This is a genomic window from Mucilaginibacter sp. OK098, from assembly GCF_900142915.1.
In the GTDB taxonomy this organism is placed as follows: Bacteria; Bacteroidota; Bacteroidia; order Sphingobacteriales; family Sphingobacteriaceae; genus Mucilaginibacter.
Genome location: NZ_FRCM01000010.1, coordinates 162,492 through 183,979, shown reverse-complemented (window position 1 = coordinate 183,979; position 21,488 = coordinate 162,492). Strand labels below are relative to the sequence as shown.

Here is a 21,488-nt window from a genome sequence, read left to right as displayed (position 1 = left end):
AAACGAAAACGTCGTTACTGATAACAGCGTCTTTCCTGCGAATTCGATCAGGTCGCTCATCCCTTTGCTGAAATTGACTACCGCACGGTGTGGGATCATTACGCCTTTGGGGCGTCCTGTTGATCCCGAGGTATAGATCACATATGCCAGGCCTTCTGCCTGCGCCAAACTCTTTATCTTTTTTTGTTCCGGGATCGCAGCACATGCGCACGGAATCACTATCACATCCCGCTCCGCGCTAAATCTTTCTTTACACGCGGCACTGCTCAGCAGCAGACTCGCACCGCTGTCTTCCAGCATGTAGCTGATCCGGTCTGCCGGGTAATTCGGGTCTAAAGGCATATAGGCCGCGCCTGCTTTCAGGATCCCCAATAAACTGGCCAGCAGCCCAAACGAACGTTCGCTCATCAGCCCTACTACCTCGTCCTGCTTTACACCGCGGGCGATCAGCAGCGAAGCTACCACGTCTGCACGGGCCGACAGTTCCCTGTAGCTCATCCGCTCCCCGCCGAAGATCAAAGCTGTTTCATCAGGCGTTCTTTCTGCCTGCGCTTCGAACAAATCAATCATCGTTTTGTCTCTCGGATAAGCTACCGATGTATCGTTGAACTCATTTAACAGCTTGTTCCGATCGGACGATGATAAGATGTCCATCATACCGGCCAACCCGGTTGGATTGTCCAGGATAGATTTGATCACTACCGGCAAATGTTCAGACAACGCAGTAACTAAATCGTCCGAAATATTTGAAGGATCGTATGTAAAATCAATTTTTAATGCTTCTTCAAAAAACACAGTGATATGCAAAGGCAATCCGGCATTTTCATATAATGAATGCAGTTTTATTGTATAACCGAGATCGTCATTTTGTATATTATTATCCAGCGGATAATTTTCAATAACAATTACAGAATCAAATAAATCCTCAGAAGGCTTTAGGCCTGTTAATTGCTTAATCTCGAAATAGGATGTATGGTTATAAGAATTCCTGTTTATCAAATCTGAATGAACGCCGGCAACGATTTCAAGGAAAGACAAATTTTCATTATCCCTTAACCTCAAAGGAATGGTATTAATGAAATTGCCCATTACATTTTCAGCATTCCTCATAGTGCCCTCGCGGTAAGAAACCGCGGTGCCGAAAACTATATCTGAGGTATTTAGATACTTTTGCAGCAGAATTGCATATGCCGCGTATATAATTGACGCTTTGGTAACTTTGTTGCTGGCAGAAAAGCCTTCGAGATCAAGATCATTAGCAAAGAATTTTATAGTTTTTAGCTGGCCATCTTCGTAAGCATCTGTCTTTTTAGCACTTAAATTAACTGCATCATAGCCCTTAAGGTATCCGGACCAGTATTGCTCCCCTTGCTTATCCGCAGACTTTAATTTGATCGCTGTCTGAATTTCTTTGTAAGATGGTTTTGCGCTAAAAGCGGACCAGCTTTTTTGTAACGACATATCATAGGCAGCGAATGTTTCTTTCAATAAGATCCCGGTACTCCATCCATCATACAAAATATGGTGATGAGTAATATGCATCAGGTACCGGTTAGATGAAAGTTTGATTACCCCAAACCGGATAGGCAAAGTATTTAAATCAAATCTTCTTTGCCTGTCTTCTTCCAGGTAAGCTTTGTAAGAATCTGGCTCCTGGTCATTATGGCTGTCAGAAAAATCCTGAAAGTTAAACTCAGCCTGAATTTCTTTAAGAACGATTTGAAAGGGTTTACCTACAATCTCCCAGTTAAACACGGAACGCAGTACTTCATTGTTAGCCTGAATATTACGAACAGACTGTTTCATCAGATCAATATCTAATGAACCTCCAATTTCCAATACTATTTGTACATTGAATTGATTTCCTGTTTCATCCTTCAAATAATGAAATAACATACCCTTTTGAGCGGTGCTGAGGGGAAATATCTCTTCAACGTTTGATTTTTCTATTTTAGCAATCATTGGTAAGTATGAAATTATATTAAGGTTAAAAGTCCATATGTTGCACCTGGCATCTGATGGTTGAGCCAAGGTGAATCAAAAGCCAGGGTTGGTTTACTGCCAAGCGCTTGCCTGAAGTAGGTTAGCAGAGAGTTATTAGTGAAAAGGCCGGTGGCCATCTTATATAAAGTTAAATCAATAGTTCTTAGAGAACTTATTGACAACTCTTAAAAATCTGGCAGACAATTTTTAGAGAATATTTGAGCAGTCCTGCCGTTTAGTGTTCGAGATTTAAACATAACTGGTTGCAATATTTGTCCGCTTCGGATAATCCTGCGGATAATATCTCAAATGCATCGTCAATCTGCTCTTTGGTAATACAAAGTGGCGGCGCAATAAATATGAGGTTCCAGCGAAGAAGCGTGAAAAGCCCAAGCTCTTTAAAAACAGAATCAATTTTGTTCATCACCTCCATGTTGTGTGCCCCATCAATTGTTGCAGTAATGGGTTCTTTAGTTGATCTATCTTTAACTAACTCTATACATCCAAGCAAACCTGTAATCCTAAAATCTCCTATTGACGGGTGGATACTGCTCAGCTCTTCCAGCTTTTTGTAGATGTAATGGCCCATTTTTGATGCATTCTCCACTAATTGCTCTTCCTTATAAACATTTAATACAGCTAACGCAGCTGCACAGCTTACCGGGTGTGCTGAACAGGTAAAGCCACAGGGCAGCGCATGATCGTCAAAGAAAGAAGAGATCTTTTCACTTACAGCTACGGCGCCTAATGGCAAATACCCTGAAGTTATGCCTTTAGCCATACACATTATATCAGGTAATACATCATGATGTTCTATGGCAAACATTTTGCCGGTCCGCCCAAAACCACTCATCACTTCATCATCCACAAGCAGGATCCCGTATTTATCACAAATACCTCTTACAAGCTTCCAAAAATTTGGAGGATATTTTATACAGCCTGAGGTACCCGACTCGCCTTCTAAGATTATTGCTGCAATAGTTTCTCCTCCCTGTGCCTCAATAACAGTTTCTAAATTGGCCGCACAATTTGTCCCGCATTCCTCAAAGGTTTTACTTCCCCAGGGGCACCGGTAGAAGTAAGGATTGTTTACCCTTACAACATCGCGCATTGTATGATCGCCGGCAAGTAAACGTCTTGGATCGCCACTGAGCGATAAAGCGCTGTAAGTACCACCGTGATAGGAACGTGACATTGTAATAATTTTTGATCGCCCTGTATAACGACGGGCTATCTGCACTGCACTGTCAATAGCATCAGAGCCGCCCAATGTAAAAAAGGTTTTTGTAAGGTTCCGGGGTAACAGTTTTGCTAACTCCAGCCCTAATTCACCTCTTGCATCGGTGGCAAAACTGGGATTCATGTAACTAAATGATAACATTTGATCTATCACCGCATTCATAACAGCTGGATGACCATGACCAATATTAACGTTCATGTACTGGGAAGAAAAATCTATATACTTCTTTTTATTATCATCATAAAAGAATATTCCATCTGCATTTTTCACATGCAAGGGTTTTAACCCACCTTGTGCTACGTAAGGAAATAAAGTATAATCCACATTGTTGCCGGATTGATCTTCTGTAAATGTTTTCATAATTTAATATAGTAAGTGATAAATAAGTGGAGACAAAACACACTTTTATATAAGCGGATTATTTCGATCGATGATCTGGAAATTACTGCAGATTTATATTAGTCCTGCGCTATCATGGTTTCAACCTCCAGTGTCTGCACCTCCTGAAGTTCAGCCAAGGATTCCTGCTGCGATAGTTCTTTTAACAACATCCTTTTTCCTTCTATCTGCAAAAACCTGTCTTCGTGCCATTTCCAGATAAACCCGGAGTTCTTATACCCGCCGTCGATAAGTTGTGAATCGCGGTTACCGGAATTAAAAACTGAGCAATCAAAGAACACACTTCGATGAGAGTTAATTAAATACTCTCTAAATTCAAAAGACAATGTACCATACACACTGGCATTAAGGCCGTAGTCACAATTGTCTACTTTAGGTAGTAGGTCATATTCGGAAGAAAATGATATTATGGGAAATACCGGGCCAAAATTCTCCTCCTTAATTATTTTCATATTTAACGTGCAGCCGGTAACTATGGTTGGAGGAAAAGCATAGCTATCAGTGGAACCTATTTTTTGAATATTACCTCCCATCAAAACTTTCGCTCCGGCCTCTTGCGCCTCTTTTACCTGTCGCTCTAAACGTTCCAAAACAGAGGCAGATAAAATGGGGCCAATATCAGTATCCTCGCTTTCCGGGCTTCCTATTTTTAACCCTGTTAGTTGTTCGGTGAGTTTAGTGCAAAATTCATCCATTAAACTTTCATGAACAAAAAATCGCTCAACAGCAGAACAAGATTGCCCACCGTTTAACAAGCCTCCCTTAACTGCATCATTTACAGCTATATCTAAATCTGCATCTTCCATTACAATTAATGGATCTTTACCCGGGCCTTCGAAAATCAGTTTAGTATTTGACCGCCTTACAAGGTTTTTATATCCCCAGATCCAATGATCATCACCATAGATAACAACAGCTTTAATCTCCGGATCTGTTATACAATTTTTTAAAAACTCTTGCGACGAGATTTCGTCAGGCGCAAATGAAACGTCGGGTAAATTATTCAATACCAGTTCGCGGTAATATTTACCGGATTGGTTCAATTTGCGGGGCAATTTGATAATAGTTTCATTACCAGCCAAAAAGGAAGCACCTACAGATTTAGCCAAACAAAGGTTAACGCCATTTCTGGGTAATAAAACAGCCACCTTGCCAAGTGATTGTAATTGTTGCAGATCTACGCCGTAGGCCTTTGTTAGGTGTGTTTCCCTCCCAATCTCATTTAAAATTGCAATTGGAGTTGTTACTTCACGAATTTTTACGTTTTTCTTCAGGAATCCGGTATCCTGGCTGTAGGCGCTTATTAGTTTCTGATGAAATTGTTCATCACCTAAATTGATAGCTGTTTTTACCAGCGCTAGTTTTCTTTGCTCAAAGTTCATTGGATTATTCAGGCTTAAAAAATTAAGAAATACAACTATTTATATATCAATAATATATAACTGATGTTGAGAAAAATGACGGGTTAACTGAAAGCTGTGGTTACTGCTTTTTGGAAATATTTTGGACTGACTTCTCTTCGCTGTTCTTTTTAATCTGCTCGTTGCACTGGGCTATCAAATTTTCAAACTGAGTGCGAGAATTGTTATCAAGCTTGATCGCCGTATTAAAATCAATAATGGCTTCTTTGAAACGTTGCAATTTCATCATTGCATTTCCGTGCAACACAAAACCATCCTGGCTTGCCGGATACCGGCTCTCATAAACTTCAGCGATAGCAGCAGAAAGTTCAGGCCCTTTATCCATGAAAATATATCCCCACTCATCAAAGTCATCCTTTGATGTAAAACTATCTTTTCGGGATGCGATAGTCTTAAAATAATTCAGCGCCGGAATATATCCTTGTTTGTTATACCTGTGCAACACCTCTATCATAGGGTTTGGGTACTGGTCGCTAAAATCATAAATATGATGATGCGCCGTAGTAAGCGCGTTAACTACCTGTACAATGCGGTACCCGGAGTCGCCATTAGTAAACATCACATACCCTGATTTTCGCCTGCGGGAATAGAAACTCCAACCCTTAAACCCCCTGTTATCGCCACCTTGAAACAGTAAGGTATCTCCCGCTTCATTATTCACGGCAAAGCCCGGTCCCCAATAATAATGCTCGTCCATTACCGGGTAGTGCTTAGTTGTGTCTACACCTGTTATATCGTCAACCCGTTCTTTAGAGAGGAATTTGTTGTTGAAAAAACTGATAAACAACTGAGCATAGTCGTTTGCGGTTGTATTGATAAGCGCCGCAATATTAGGTGATTCATTTTTATTTTTGGAAGCGGATTCCATAAAAAAATTGTGTCCGAAAGCATAATTGCTTGCAGCGGCTCCGTTCTTTGGAAAGGTGATAAAGGTTTGTTTAAGGTTAAGCGGTTCCAAAACCAATTCCTTCATATAACTTTCGGTGCTTTTGCCCAAAAGCTTTTCAACTACTTTTGACAAGTAGACATATCCCTCTCCGGAATAGTTAAATTTTTCTCCGGGTTCGCTAATTATTTCAAGCTTGTCAGGATTGTTTTGGTTCTCCCAATTCTCCATACCTGAGGAATGCGAAAGCACCATCCTGCCGGTAATTTTTTTATACCTTTCATCGTAATCAAGTTTGGAATATTTAAGGTAATGGTATAATGGTGTATCCAGGTTTAAAACACCCTTGTCTACCAATCTTTCTACAGCAAAGAGAAAGAAACTTTTGGACAATGAACAAGCTTCAAACAGCGTTCCTTTATCTATGTTACCGTTGCCCTGGATCTTGCCATCAGCAGATCTTTTAATTTCTTTATAGCCGTAGGTATTGTAAAAAACAACTTTATTTTGATCGATAATTGCGAGTGACAGACCAGGTGTGCTCGCACTGTCTATGATTTTTTCAATTTGTTCATTAAAATCCTTAATTTTTATTGTCCGCCCGTTTACCTTAAAAGTCGTTTGAGCTACCTGGGCATTTACTTCCTGCGAAAAAGCAAGTAATAAAATGATAATTGAAAAGGATAAAAATTTTAAGTTAAAGTTTTTCATTTTGAATATTCATTAAAAAGATTAGTGCGAAAGCGTGATCTCCACGTTGTTTTGTCAACGTTATTTGTAGTGTAAATAGATTAATCTAAAACGAGCGCTAAATTCTGTTGCTCCAGTGTCTGCATGTAGTGTTTTGCAATAGCAATATCGAATATTGCCATACCCATTGGGTTAAACATTATAGCCTGACTGTCCTGGTAAGAATTTGCCCAATCTGCATCAAGCAAATCCACTACAGTACCTGCGTCACCCTCACGCAAGCCATTTTCTAAATGGAATTTCTCAATATCTGTATTCTCCCGGCAAACTTCTTCCCAATTATCAACAACAATGGCGTCTTTAAACCAGGGGTAAACATTGGTTTTATAATCACGAAGCGATACGTTAATATGGAGTGATCCGGCTTTTGGCCGCCTGTCGATGTAACGGTCTTTCGCCACTGTACAGGTGATGAAAACATCTGCCTGATCGTAAACCTCTTCCCAGCTGTCTGCCACTTCAACTAAATGCTTAGTGTCATCATCAATTAAGTCCGTATTTACTCCGTTGATGTCGTTTAAAATAACTTTTGAACAACGGTCACCAAGAATGGATAAACACATTTTTAAATGCTGCTGCCCTATAGGCCCAAACCCTACAATCCCTACTGTTAACTGTGTTAGATCCTTTTTTTTCAAATATCCCTTCAAAACAAAACCACTTACCGATGCTGTTCTGATTGCAGATATGGTCCCGCTATTTATAATCCCCACCGGCTCACCGGTATCAGCATTATTTAAAATCACTACACAGTGCGCCCTTGGCAAACCGGCTTTATAATTATCAGGGAAACTGGCTATCCATTTTATCCCTGCCATATTTATTTCACCACCCAAAAATGCGGGCATAGCAATAATGCGGTTCTTCAAATCCCGGTACCTTAGATAAGGCTTAACAGGCTGGGCATATTCGTTGGTAGCTAAACCCTTTACCGAGTTTTCAATTACTTCAACATTTTTATGCCAATCCGAGCATACTTGCTTAATATCATTATCGTTGATATAGATCATGGTTTTTTTAGTTATTTTATTTTTGAAAGTGTATAAAAGGGGGCACTCATATTAAGTTCTCCACGAGCGAGTGTTTTCTAATCATCTCAGTCCACTCCTCGTTATAAATGGTCTCGATATATCTTTCTCCCCGATCGGCAAAAACGCACATAACATTCACCGATTCGTCTATCTTCCTGTCTCTAAAGTATTTTTTTATTCCTGCGTATACAGATCCTGAAGATCCTCCGGCATATAAATTATGCTTTTCCAATAATTCCTTGCAGCACAGGATAGTTTCGTATTCGCTTACCAGCACAACATCGTCTATAAATGCATGCTCAAGTATTTCGGGTTGTAAGCTTGAGCCTATGCCGGGGATATATCGTTTCCTGGGCGTGTCGCCAAATATCACTGAACCGTAAATGTCAACTGCGATAATTTTGGCATCTGGATTTTCCTTTTTAACTCTCCTGGAAACCCCTGTAATGGTTCCGCCGGAACTAACCCCCATAAAAACATATTCAACCCTTTGGCCGGGCGCTTCCTGGCAAATTTCTCTTCCTAATGAGCCATAATATGCTTCGGCATTCAATGTATTGGCATATTGATTTACCCAATACAGGTTTGGCATTTTTTTAAGGAGATCCTTAATTGTTTTTATCCTGTTAAGCAGGTAGCCGCCAAATTCATCAGGTTCGGTGATCTTAATTATCTCGGCGCCCTGAAGCCTTATCAGCATCTCGTTAACCGGTAAAGTGTTTTTATCGATAACACAAATAAATTTCAGATTATGCATTTTAGTGTAAGCCGATAATGCAACTCCGAAATTTCCGGAAGATGATTCGATGAGCACTGTATCCTTATTAAAGATCCCTTCATTTAAAGCCCTGTTAATGATGTAACAGGCGGCTCTGTCTTTTACACTGCCTGTAGGGTTATAATATTCCAGCTTGGCGAATATTTTAACATTTGGCATTTCATCGTTTTTCAGGTATACAAGGGGAGTATTTCCCACTTTATTTAAAATGTTGGTCAGCATCGTTTTTTAAGATTAGAATAGGTTGTTGATTATTGGTTATTACCGGAAGAATATGTTAACAGATCGCTCGATCGTTCAGTATCAATTGTCCCCAAAAAGAACGCTGATGTCATCCTCGTCCAATTCCACAGCAGAGAAATCAGAGGGCGTGAAATACAGATCTTTTTCGTCTTTCAGATATGCCAGAACATGATTCAGACACGCTAAAAAGCATTTCGAAAGCTCGTTCACCGTAGCGTGATCGAATAATTTAGAACTGTAAAGAATTTCCATATGAAACTCGCCATCCGTTATAATGGCATTGAACTCCAATTTTGTTGTAAAGGCATTATAAGGATCTGTTTCGCTGCCACTATCAATTTTGCTGAATGCCATAAGCCTGTTGTTCAGCTCCTGGTCAAACTGACCCAGGTAGTTAAACCTTATCTCTGACGGCCTCGGCTTGCGGCGGAGTTGATCGGAAGAGAAGTGACTTATACCATAACCTATGCCATTATTTGGCACATTCCTCATGGTTTCCTTAACTGATTTTAGGAGACCGCTTATCTCACCCTGGTAGGTTAACTTAACAGGATACATAGTGGTAAACCAACCCAGCGTCCTGGAAACGTTTATATCTTCCAGATGCCTTCCGTGATTTTCCTGTTCTATAATAAACTCTGTTAACCCGGTTAACTCGTAAAGGGCAAGCACGAGAGCGGTATTTAAAACTATAGGCACATCAGTATTATATGATTTATGTGCCCCTTTCAATAAGAATTCAGTCGTTTCCTTATCTAAGCTCACCGCTACTTTTTTTAGATCTCTTATTGTTGTTGTACTGGCATGAAAATCCTGGGGAAATGTAAAAGGAGTTTCTTCCACCATTTTCCAGTAATCTTTCTCCTTTTCTATACCTTCAGATCCCGGGAGCTGATTTACTAAACTGCTCCATTCTTTAAAAGATGCAGTTTTTTGCGGAATACTTACGGCATTTCCTTCAGCTAATAACGAGTATGTACTGTAAAAATCCTCCAGGAAAATCCGCCAGGAAACGCCATCCATAACCAAATGATGGGCAGTGATAAACAAAAACTCGTGCTCATCATCAGTTTCTATAATTGCCATTCTCACTAAAAGACCATTCAAAATATCGAACGAGCTCCTGATGTCATTACAGATATCGATCAAGGAATTACTGTCACCGGTTTTAAACTTCGCAATAGCGTGATTTTCTTTTAAATGATCATTATTATAAAATAATGAATGTGTTACCGGCTTATAGTTAACCCGCAGCGTATCATGATGTTCAATTAATGCCTGGAAAGTTCGTTCAAGGATGGTTAGATCCAAAGGTTGCTTGATTGAAAACAGAACTGATTGATTGAAATAAGCGGGGTTAAGGAATTCCTGTTTGAAAAACCAGGATTGAATAGGTGTAGGTGTAAACTGCCCCTGTGCAATTCCCTGTTCATATGAATGCTTGTCGTTAATAAGCTCGGCATGCTGGCTTATATGTTTTATGGTGTGATACGTTAAAATATCTTTTACTTTAATCACAACACCTTCTTCAAACAATCTTGAAGAGATCTGCACAGCTTTGATCGAATCCCCCCCTGCTTCAAAAAAGTTGTCCGTTACCCCAACTTCAGCAACATTCAGAACATCTGCCCAGATCTTTACAAACACCCGTTCGATCTCATTTTGAGCAGAAACTTTTTGAATGCCTGCATTTAGTGATCTAAACTTTTGAAGTGCCGTAATATCAATCTTGCCATTCCTGGTAAGCGGCATAGTTTCAACTTCGACAAACTCACCCGGGATCATAAAGTAGGGCAACTTCTCCGCCAGGTAATCTCTAAAAAAGATATCTGATAATTGGCTGCCTGGGTCAATCAGTGTAAAATAGGCTTGAATATGATTTGAATTCTTGCTTCTTTCTACTAAAACAACCGCTTCCTTAATTTTACCGGACGCGATCAACAGATTTTCTATCTCAGATATTTCAACCCGATTTCCATTGATCTTAACTTGTTTATCATTCCGGCCAATATATTCTAAATTTCCATCGGGCAACCATTTGCCTATATCCCCGGTTTTATACATTTTTTTACCCCCGGTAAAAGGACTTTCAATAAATTTTTCCGTCGTTAGTTCATCGAGGAATAAATACCCTCTCGCCAAACCATCCCCGGCAATGTATATTTCTCCTGGTACATTCACCGGAACCGGTTTAAGATAACTATCTAACAGATAGATCTGCGTGTTCGCAATTGGCCTGCCAATCGGCACAGTTATGGTGGCATCTTCCGGTTTGAATTTATAGATCATGCAACCAACCGTAGCTTCAGTAGGGCCATACTCGTTAAAAATTTCAACCCTTCCCTGCATCTGTTCATAAATGTCTGTTGCAAGCTGCGTATCCAATGCCTCTCCTCCTACGATCATCTTTTTAATCCTGGATGATGAAGATAACAGATTATTCTCCCTTATGAGCCGAAGGTGCGATGGCGTTAATTTGATAAAATCAACCAAATTATCACGAATTACACTATTAATGGAAATCGCTGCATCATCATCTCCATATATAACTATTTTATTACCGGTAGTAAGCGGCATGTAAATAGATGTTACCGTAAGATCGAAAGATATTGATGAATAAAAAGCAAATGAGTAACTCTCCCCATTGCTGTATTCATCCGATGCCCATAAAATATAATTTACCAAGCTACCATGTTCAATCATCACTCCCTTGGGTAAACCAGTAGTGCCTGAGGTATATATAACATAGGCTAGATCTGCTGGTTGATTTTTTTGAGTGATGAACCTACTGCCAGGATTATCAAATAATGACCTGAGCGTTAAAACTTCCGGCTGTGGTAAGTTTGCAAAATCAGCGTGTGCCTGCTCTAAATCACTTATCAAAAATGTACAGCCACTATTTTGTACAATAAATTTCACCCGCTCTAAGGGCGTACCCTGCTCAAGTGGTAAATAAGCTGCTCCAGTCTTTAAAATGCCAAGCAGAGTTGCTATCATTTCTGGTGATCTTTTCAGATGCAAGCCAATAATGTCTCCCCTGCCAACGGCTTTATCTTTTAGAGCGCTTGCAACCTGGTTAGCTTTAGCATCTAACTCTCTATAGGAAAGTTGCTGCCCCAGGTATTCTGTTGCAACCGCATCAGGATTATTCTCAACCTGTTTTTCAAACAGGTCTAAAACTGTAACCGATGGTTCTATTTCTTTCCGGGTTGCATTGTAGCTGACATAAAAATCCTGAAATTCTCTTTTTCCCAATGGAGATAGATCTTCAATTAAAACACCCGGATTTTGTAAAACCTGGTCGATAATATTTTCAAAACCTCTGGAGAATTCTATAATTGTTTTGTCCTTAAACAATTGGGTGGAATATTCAAAAGCATAGTTGATTTGATCGCCATCTTCTATTTCCATCGTGATGTCGAATTTTGAAAAGCCGGGATCAAAAGAATATTTTTTGAACTTAATATCAGCAGCCTGCCCGTCAGACATTTCCAAACTTTGATACAAGAACATTGTATCAAAAATAGGCGCTCTACCGGGCCGAGACGGAATGTTCAAGAAATTTATAAGATCGTCAAATGCCAGATCCTGATGGTCAATAGCATTATTAATAAGCTTAGAAGCGTGTTTTAACAGATCTGCGAAATACTGATTTCTTACAACAACACTTCTGATGGAAAGATTATTAGCGAACATGCCCTGTACTTGTTGCAGATCAGGGTGTGTTCTTCCACGTGAAGCTATCCCTATAACAACATCTTCCTGGCCAGAATATTTACCTAAAAAAATGCGGTAAAGTGTAAAAAGCAACGCATGTTTTGTTACCTGGTACGCTGTTGAAAGTTCCTTCAACTTTGCTGAAACAGACTCGGTCAAGCTGAAGGTTTGCCTTTTCCCGATCATGCTTGTAATTACCGGACGAGGGAAATCACGGGCTATTTCAAGAACCGGTAATTCGCCAGATAATTGCTCAGCCCAATATTGCTTTGCAAATTCTTTTGTTCCGGGGTCCTGCGCCTGCTCCCAAGTGGTAAAATCACTGAATGACGCATTAAGCGTTGGTAGCACATTGCCTTGATAAGCTTGCAACAACTCATTAATAAATAAATAGGCAGACTGACCATCAGAAATTATATGGTTAAAATCTAACAGCAACAACTGTTTCCTGTCATCAATATTCTCATTATCAAGCAAAAAGAATTTGAATAAAGGCCCGTTAGCCAGATCAAACGGTGAGATTAAATCCTTTAATTTATCGTCCCATTCACTTTTTTCACATTTGATAATGTTAAGCTGAACATTAATGCTCTCCTTTACCCGGAATCGGGGTTCTTCAGATAGGAAGAAAGTCATCCTCAAAGCATCATGCCGGGCTATTAATTTTGTAAGGCAGTCAGTGAGCTTTTCAGTATCTACTTTGCCTTCCAATTCAATTGCTACAGGCATATTATATGCAATGGAATCCGGATCCATTTTCCAGGCATAATAAATTCTTTTTTGCACTGCAGACACCGGATAAGAGTCCGTTAAGGCAGCTTTGGGTATCGCTTCGTAAGTTTTGTGCTTCAGATTTATAATCTCTGCGGCTAACTTTCTAACGGTTTGAAGTTCAAATAATTTTATTATCGGCAGCTCTACCTGAAACGCCAGTTGAAGTTTATTTATCAGTTCGGCTGCTTTCAGCGAATTGCCCCCCACCTCTATGAATTTTCCTTCGACCCCGATATTATTACTTTGTAAAACATCTTCCCAAATTCTTAATATCTTTTCTTCCACATCGTTAGCCGGGGGTACTGCGGTATTATCATTAAAAGGATTAAACAACAGCGTAAATTCCTGTTCAACCTGCTGAAACTCGCCTTCTTTATACAATTTTTGCAGTTCAAAACGCTGAAGTTTGCCACTCGTGGTTCTCGGTATATTTTTTACAGGAATTATTTTGGTAAGATCAAACCCGAATTTCTCATTGATACACATTTTCAATGACCTTGCAACCGGTACAAGTTTCTCAAGAGATCCGCGATGTAGTAAAAAAGCTATAACTTCTTCTGATTCAGATTCGGGAACGAAAGAACTAATAACAACTATTTTATTTAGTTCTATACCTTCAATAGACTCTGCTGCTTTTTCGATATCGTGTGAATAATAGTTTTGCCCATTGATGAAAATCACATCTTTAGCCCTACCGGTAATATACAGATCGCCGTCTTTGATAAAACCGAGATCTCCGGTGTTAAGCCAGCCGTTCATGTCGATTATCTCATCGTATGCGCTACTATTATTGTAGTACCCATTGGTAACATTTGTACCTTTAATTTTAACCCTTCCTACTCTTCCATCGGCCAGGGTTTGGTTATTTTCATCTGCAATCTGAACTAAACAACCAGGAACAGATTTTCCAACATTTACAAATGTACTGCTTCCTAACAGCGGATCTATTTCCTGTACCTCGTCGCCCGGGTTAAGCTTTTGTGTGTTAAGTACCAGCGCTTGTACTTTATTTTCAATAACAGACATAGATACCGCTACAGAAGCTTCCGCTAAGCCATAAACCGGGCACATCGCTGTGTCTTTTAAACCAAACCCGGCTAACTTTTCATTAAACTCAATGCAAAGTTTCTCAGAAATAGGTTCCGCCCCGTTGTAAATGATCCTTAGACTTGAAAGGTCCCAATTTTCGGCACCCTCATTTAAATATTTTAATAAGTACCGATACCCAAAATTAGGTGAGGATGTAACGGTTATCTTATGCTCACATATTTTATCCAGCCACAACCGGGGGTTCCGAACAAACAGGTTTGTGGGCATTAGGTATTGGTTAACTCCGCTAAACAGCGGGTTGATATGAAAACCGATCATTCCCATATCATGAGTTAGCGGCATCCAGCTTAACAAGCTATCTTTTTCAGTATAGGCCGCCGCCGATGCAATCCCGCTTACATTAGCAATCAGATTGGCATGAGTAAGCATAACACCTTTAGGGTTACCGGTTGATCCGGATGAGAATTGGATAAATGCAATATCATCCTCTTCTACACTGTGAATAACGCCCATTTCATCAGATGAAAAAATGTCCTCAACAAATAAAAGATTACTATTGATCTGCTGTAGCTGGTTGTTTAAACCCTGTTCTTCTAAATATTCTTCTAATTGTTTTACAGCGTTTTGAGAAATTATCAAACTTGGCCTGGATAGTGTTGCCCAAACCTGTGAAAGTTTTTTATTGTGATCGTCTCTTTTAGCAATTGACAATGGTACAGGTATGATGCCCCCAAGGATGCATGCCCAAAAAACGACCAGGAAGTTTTTATTATCATCAATCTGAAGCACCAATTCGCTTTTAGGTTGTATTCCTTTTTTTTGAAGAAAGGACAACACCTTTAATGCGGAATTGTACAAAGAATAGTAAGAAAGAAAATCTTCCTGAGTGCTACTTTCTATGAAAGTAATACCAAGCGACTTCTGTTCACTCCTTTTGGATAAAACATCTACAAGATTCATGTGAATGGTTGGAATTAGGATTTAAGCTAAATATTATCCGGCATTATCTAAACAGATAATACCTCGATACTCGGTAGGTTACAGGATATTTATAATTTAAGGATCACACTCTTTTATAAGAATAATTTCAACGCAGAAACTCCGCCTGTTGTGGTCTTACTTCACGGCTGCAAATATGTTTTAGCCTTAAGGTCCGATCTGGTATTGAAAAAGCAAATGTGATTTGGGTTTACAAAAAGCCGCTAAACATATATTAAGAAAGATGATTAAGATACAGAGCTTCGCTGAGGCCCCTCACATTTCGCGGGATATAAATGAAGTATCAAAATAAGACAACCAGTTTTAACGCGAAACCTATATTGGCCCGCAGTAACAACCAGAAGTTGTTATAAAAGTAACATTGAACTATATATTAAATAAATTAAAAGAACTTATTTAATAAACTATTCATCAGATAATACACAATATAATACTTACAATCAGCAACATACATACAAATATGTTTTATACCGCTTGCAATTTTGCTTTTTAATATTTGCCGGCATAATATACCGGTTTTCTAATTTTCCCCGAACGCATTTCAACCATTAAAGTAATGGCTGCAGGGTTTCATAAATAGCGAATTGCTTTATACAAAACCCCGAAGCCCTGATTGCGAAGGGGCATTATTACACATTTTAAATTAACCGATGGCGATTGTTGAATGCCACAACAGATGTTGCACACAAAGAACGGGAAACCGCAGTTTAATATTTAAAAACAAACCTATTATGTTATTAAACAACGGTTTCCGTAGCCATCACTAATCAATACATTAAGATGCTAGCGCCAGTAACTGTTGGCGGAAACGTAGTAGTTGTAGTAGTTTCAGTAGGATAGGGTAAATTCCTTCCAGACTTGTTGTTTCGCCTTCCGTTAAACTGCATAATAGTTTTCACTTTCAACTTTGGCATGCGGGTAATTTGTACTGGTTCCATACGATGATTATTATTTTTTGAGCACATTTATTTCTGTAATATTTTCAATAACTTGCGATGAAAAAAAAAAAAATACACCAGTGGGCCCTTTTGTTACACAAAAGCCCCTAAACCTTCTACTAACCCAATAATGAACCGAAAGATAAATCACGAATTAAAGGAAGTTTTAATTCATATTTCTATATGGGTTTTATATTTTTTGTATGAAAACGGGGCGGTGTGGCTTATCTATCCGGATAGTGTATTTCTGTTAAGTTCAGGGCTTTATTTCTTATTAAACGCCCTTGTATTTTATGGCAACTTTCATTTCATAAGATCCATCGGGAATAGCAGGTTTAAATATGAGCTGCGTTTGTTAACTGTAACTTGCCTGGGCCTGTTTTATCTCGCCAGCAATTATTATTTAATGAAGCTAATTCACAACATTCACTTGCCTACAACCATGTATACATCATCGGTAAAGCAATTTGTGATACTCAGGATATTCCGCTATTTGTATATTATGTCTGTAAGCTATACGTATTGGTTAATTACCGACAAATTACGGGTAGAACGGAATTTATCGGAAACGCAAAAAAACAGGCTTATCGAACAACAAAAATCTGCTGAGCTTGAAAAAGAAAAGATCAATACCGAATTAAATTATCTGAGGCTGCAAATCAACCCTCATTTTTTATTCAACACGTTGAGTTTTATATATACCGAAGTTATAAAGTATTCAGAAAAAGCCTCCAATGGGGTTATGCTTCTATCACAAATATTGAGGAATATTCTTGCGGAGCCCGATCCGCAAGGGAAGATCTCTCTTAAAGAGGAGATTGGGCATATGGTCAATCTTATTGAGCTTCACCAGCTTAGGTTCAATCAAAAACTTGCCATTGACCTTTCTGTCAACGCACTTGATCAATCTTCTGATAAAAAGATAATTCCATTTATTTTGATAACATCTTTGGAAAACGCATTTAAGCACGGCGATTTGCAAGACAAAAAGAACCCTACCATTATCAATTTAATTGTAGTTAATGATTACTTATATTTCTCTCTCCGTAATAAAAAGAAAAGCAGTCAATCCAAAACCGAAAGCATGGGGATAGGAATTAAGAATATCGAAAAGCGGCTTAACCTTGCTTATCCGGATAATCACACTTTAAAGATAAAAAATGAAAGCTATTTCTATTCTTTTAATTTAAAAATCCCTTTGACCGATGATAAACTGCGTAATAATTGATGACGAACAACATGCCATTGATCTGATAAAGATCCATGTTGAAAAAATTGACTATTTAAGAGTACTGGAAACTTTTAATAATCCGGTAAATGCAATTGAGTTTTTAGAAAACAATGATGTGGATGTTCTTTTTTTAGATATTGAAATGCCCGACATTTCCGGACTCTCATTTATCAAGCTCCTGAAAAAGAAGATCCCGGTTGTTGTAATTTCGGCCTATAAAGAATATGCCTTAGAGGGATTTGAAAACGAAGTACTGGATTATATCGTAAAACCCGTCTCTTTCGAAAGGCTTTTGCAAGCCACTCAACGAGTGCTGGCACTTTCTAACAGTAAAAGTGTTGCTGCTCCGAATGCTTTTATCATTCTGAAAACAGACTCCAAAAACAAGCTATTGAAAATAGATCTTGATGACATCATTTACATAGAAGGACTTAAAAATTACATCTCGGTGTTTACTACGCAGCAAAGGGTGATATCCTTATTAAACATTAAATCGTTGGAGGAAAAGCTTCCGGCCGATAGATTTATACGAACCCATAAATCCTATATTATCTCTATCAATAAGGTAAAAATGGTTAATGGGAATCAAGTGTTTTTGAAGGGGCTGGAGCAGGGGATCCCAATCAGCGATAGTTACAAAAAACAATTCTTTGAGATATTCAGAAAAAATCTAATAGATAACAAGTAGTCGCAGGCAAAACGCCACCCATGTCCTTAAAATTGTAATAATAGCATATGCCCGCTGATTTTTTTTCAGAATTGGTTCTTAGAACCCCTGCGTTTCCGATAAACAAGTACGCGGCAAGCGTGGATAAAATTGATGACCTTTTGCTGGACGAATTATTCATGGATGCCGTAGCCATCGCCTCGCCAGACCTTTTCGAGAGCTGCGAAAAGCTAAAAAATGGGCAGATAACCGATTCAAAGAAAGCGCTGAAGATTAAGGTGACCTTATTGAAATACCTTAACAGGATATGTTACCGGCCAACACCTTTTGGAGCGTTTGCATCATGTAGTACGCTGCATTGGGGCGGATCAAAAGACATTGTGATTGACGAGCTGAATATGTCTTTTCACATCAGCCTGGACACCCTATTTTTATGCCAATTAATTGAAAAACTGGAACTTGAATTTAAACCTTTACTAAGTTACAGACTTAACTCGTCTATTTACAAAGCTGGAAATGAATACCGTTTTTATTACCAGGCACTTGCACAGGGCAGCAAAAAGTATAAGGTAAATGCTATTGACGCCACTAACGAATTAGATAAGGTGTATGAATTGTGTCTGAAAGATCCCATACCATACGAAGTAATTATCGGGCATATATGTGAACAAAGCGACTATGCCAATGCCGATGTGGTAGAATTTGTTAATGATTTAATAGATGCCCAGGTACTGGTGAGTGCGCTGGAACCAAGGCTTAGTGATAGTGACCCGCTACTGCAGCTTATTAATGTGCTGGTACAATGCGATAACACCAATTCGTCAAAAGAATTAAGCCAGACAATTTCCAAGCTTAAAAACTTTAATAGCGGGTTTTCATATTCAAAATCGGAAGGTCCGATAAGCCGGTTCCTTTTCCAAAAAGAAATGGAGCTTCATAATTTGTTTAACTTAGAAAAGCAGGGAATGGTTTTTCAGGTAAGCAGTTATAAACCTTTGTCAAAAGGTGTTTTAGATGAAACGAAACAGCTATCCCTTAATGCCGCCATTCATGCCTGTCATATTTTAAGTAATGCTGTTGACCCCTGGCTTGATGCTGTAAAGGAAAAAATCAGGCAAAAACTTGATAGCAAGCCAATAGCTCTGGCACATTTATTTGATCCTGACCTTGGTATAACAGATCCCACATCAAAAATAACAGTAAACTTTGAAGATGATATATTAGATGAGCTAAACCCTTTTGCTTCGCCGGCAATTAACTACGAGAACAACACTGCCGCCCGCAGGCTCATAGTGCAATTCTTCAATTCCAAGTTTAATTCGAATAAGGATACGAACTTGCTAACCATTCATATTTCTCCTGACGAATTGGCTAAACTTGCAAAAAAAGTTACTCCATATCCTTTGCCTGCAACTTTTCCGGTAATGTTTAAATTAATTAAAGACGAATATGCTCAGCTTCTTATAGAGAGTGCCGGTGGTCACAGCGGGACTACTCTTTTAGGCCGGTTTGGAAATGAAAACGATGTGATATTGCAGTTGTTAAAAGATATCACTCAATTTGAAAAGGCCGCCAATACCGAAGTGCAAATGGCATCGGTAACTCACCTGCCCGAAACAAGGACCGGTAACGTGCTGAAGAATCCAAACCTCAGGGAACTGGAAATCCCTTATCTATCAGGGCCGGCAGCAAACGCCGAAAAGCAATTAAGGATAAATGACCTAATCATATCTTACCGCAATAACAAGCTGGTGCTTTATTCTCAAAAAAGCGGGAAGCAAGTAATACCCAAAATTGATAATGCACATAATTTCATGACAGGGAGCCTTCCTGTTTACAGGCTGCTGGCAGCGCTCCAAAATCAATTTAATGTTGGAGGGTTGAACCCGGTTTTTAAGACATCCTTCAGGGGGCTCACGTTTTTTCCCCGAATACAGTATGATAACGTAATTCTCCAGTCGGCACAATTGCAGTTAAATGAAAACGACCTGGATGAATTTAGACAGGCGGGTACACTGCAGCAGCAAATTGAAGCTTTTGATGACAAATGTAAGTTATTCGGCCTATCCGGAAATCTATTGTGGGTGGAAGGTGATCAAACCATTTTTTTAAAACGTGATGATATATTTTCATTTGAATTATTTTTCAAAGAAATGCTCAAAAAAAAGGAAGTCATTCTTCGCGAATTCTTTGAGCCTGATGAAACTGTTAAGGATTCAAACGGATTAACCTACAACCATCAATTTATTACAGTTGTAAAAAACAATATAGTCCGACCAGGGCAAACAACAAGCAACATTATAACCAGGCCTAACGCCCAACGGAATTTTTATCCCGGTTCGGAATGGTGTTATGTCAAGATTTATTGTTCTGTTTTTTTTAGCAATGATTTCTTAGTAAAGTTACTTTCGCCGCTTTTAAAAACATGGATAGATGAGGGGAAAATAGACACTTGGTTTTTTATAAGATATAAAGATCCTGAAGATCATATCAGGCTCAGGTTTCACCTGGCAGAACCGGATTTCTTTAATACTTTATTCAACAAGCTAAATTCCGTACTTGACACATATCAGCAGCAGGGATTCATATCAAGGATTACAATAGACACTTACGAAAGAGAGTTAGAAAGATATAATTTGCCAGACTACTTTACAGTTGAAAAACTTTTCAGGATAAGCAGTGATCTCTGTATCCAGATACTGGCTTGCGGCGAATTCCAAACGCAGGGAGTTTTACCCTTACTTGGTATTAAAAGCATAGATGATATGTACAATAATTTTTCACTTTCGGCAGAGAAAAAGTACGACCTGGCTTTAAAAAGCAGCCTGAGTTTTCAAAATGAAATAGTGCTGGATGAAGAGGAAAAAAAAATACAACTTGATTACTATCATAGCAATTTGAAACAGATCAGAATGCTTATTGAAAATGCTGAAGAAGTTTCTGCAATTCGTCCGTACCTGCCTTATTTTCTTGAATCTGAAAAAATGTATAAAAAATTAAAGCTTTCGGAAGAAATACATGCATCTGATGAGATTATTTCAAGCCTGGTGCACATGCATTTTAATAGATTATACAATGATAACCAACGAATTTTCGAGATGATCTGCTACTCGGTGATAGCCAAATATTACAAATCAAAACTGCGATGATCATCTTTGATCCAACCCTGATTTAACAGGCAACGTTAGGTTATTTTTAATTATCAAACCGGCTTGATTAAATCATCCCAGGTTAAGCATAACGATCAATTTTAATTTTCTGTTGAAACAGGAAAAAACAATCGCTTTGGAATTGATTGATTTACCTTATTGGCATTCAATATTATAACGTTCCATTTCATTCTTGAACCTTTCGTGTATCAAAACTGCCGTTTAGTGTATT

11 protein-coding genes are annotated in these 21,488 nt (G+C 38.8%); 3 read left to right on the top strand and 8 right to left on the bottom strand.

Annotated features, from left to right (window positions below; all coding sequences use genetic code 11):
- The 8 genes from BUE31_RS28100 to BUE31_RS31220 form a co-directional block, all read right to left on the bottom strand.
- A partial coding sequence (locus tag BUE31_RS28100; protein ID WP_143167294.1) for a condensation domain-containing protein occupies window positions 1–1,962 on the bottom strand: 1,962 nt, incomplete at its 3' end.
- Window positions 1,963–2,218: 256 nt separating this feature from the next.
- The gene (locus tag BUE31_RS28095; protein WP_073407199.1) at window positions 2,219–3,583 is read right to left on the bottom strand and encodes an aminotransferase class III-fold pyridoxal phosphate-dependent enzyme; all 1,365 of its coding nucleotides are present in this window, start codon (window positions 3,581–3,583) and stop codon (window positions 2,219–2,221) included.
- Between the two features lie 98 nt (window positions 3,584–3,681).
- Window positions 3,682–5,004 (bottom strand): aldehyde dehydrogenase family protein, encoded by a 1,323-nt coding sequence (locus tag BUE31_RS28090; RefSeq protein WP_073407198.1) that lies wholly within the window; start codon window positions 5,002–5,004, stop codon window positions 3,682–3,684.
- Between the two features lie 100 nt (window positions 5,005–5,104).
- The gene (locus BUE31_RS28085) at window positions 5,105–6,640 is read right to left on the bottom strand and encodes a serine hydrolase (protein ID WP_073407197.1); all 1,536 of its coding nucleotides are present in this window, start codon (window positions 6,638–6,640) and stop codon (window positions 5,105–5,107) included.
- A gap of 80 nt (window positions 6,641–6,720) precedes the next feature.
- Window positions 6,721–7,689, bottom strand: coding sequence for a 2,3-diaminopropionate biosynthesis protein SbnB (locus tag BUE31_RS28080; RefSeq protein WP_073407196.1), 969 nt, complete (start codon window positions 7,687–7,689; stop codon window positions 6,721–6,723).
- A gap of 46 nt (window positions 7,690–7,735) precedes the next feature.
- Window positions 7,736–8,710, bottom strand: a complete 975-nt coding sequence (sbnA, locus tag BUE31_RS28075; protein ID WP_073407195.1) for a 2,3-diaminopropionate biosynthesis protein SbnA — start codon at window positions 8,708–8,710, stop codon at window positions 7,736–7,738.
- A gap of 81 nt (window positions 8,711–8,791) precedes the next feature.
- A complete protein-coding gene (locus BUE31_RS28070) occupies window positions 8,792–15,232 on the bottom strand; it encodes a non-ribosomal peptide synthetase (RefSeq protein WP_073407194.1) in 6,441 nt (2,146 codons plus the stop codon).
- An 806-nt stretch (window positions 15,233–16,038) separates the two neighbouring features.
- A complete protein-coding gene (locus BUE31_RS31220; protein WP_159440760.1) occupies window positions 16,039–16,209 on the bottom strand; it encodes a hypothetical protein in 171 nt (56 codons plus the stop codon).
- A gap of 130 nt (window positions 16,210–16,339) precedes the next feature.
- On the opposite strand from BUE31_RS31220, the gene BUE31_RS28065 reads away from it, so the two are divergent.
- Genes BUE31_RS28065 through BUE31_RS28055 form a run of 3 tightly spaced genes read left to right on the top strand, consistent with a single transcriptional unit; the run spans window position 16,340 to window position 21,256 of the window.
- Complete coding sequence (locus tag BUE31_RS28065; RefSeq protein ID WP_073407193.1) at window positions 16,340–17,437, top strand: sensor histidine kinase; 1,098 nt, start codon at window positions 16,340–16,342, stop codon at window positions 17,435–17,437.
- Entirely contained in the window at window positions 17,415–18,128 is a 714-nt protein-coding gene (locus BUE31_RS28060) for a LytR/AlgR family response regulator transcription factor (RefSeq protein ID WP_073407192.1), read from the top strand. Before BUE31_RS28065 ends, BUE31_RS28060 begins: the two co-directional genes overlap by 23 nt.
- Before the next feature lie 47 nt (window positions 18,129–18,175).
- Window positions 18,176–21,256 (top strand): lantibiotic dehydratase, encoded by a 3,081-nt coding sequence (locus BUE31_RS28055; RefSeq protein WP_073407191.1) that lies wholly within the window; start codon window positions 18,176–18,178, stop codon window positions 21,254–21,256.
- Window positions 21,257–21,488: the final 232 nt, after the last annotated feature.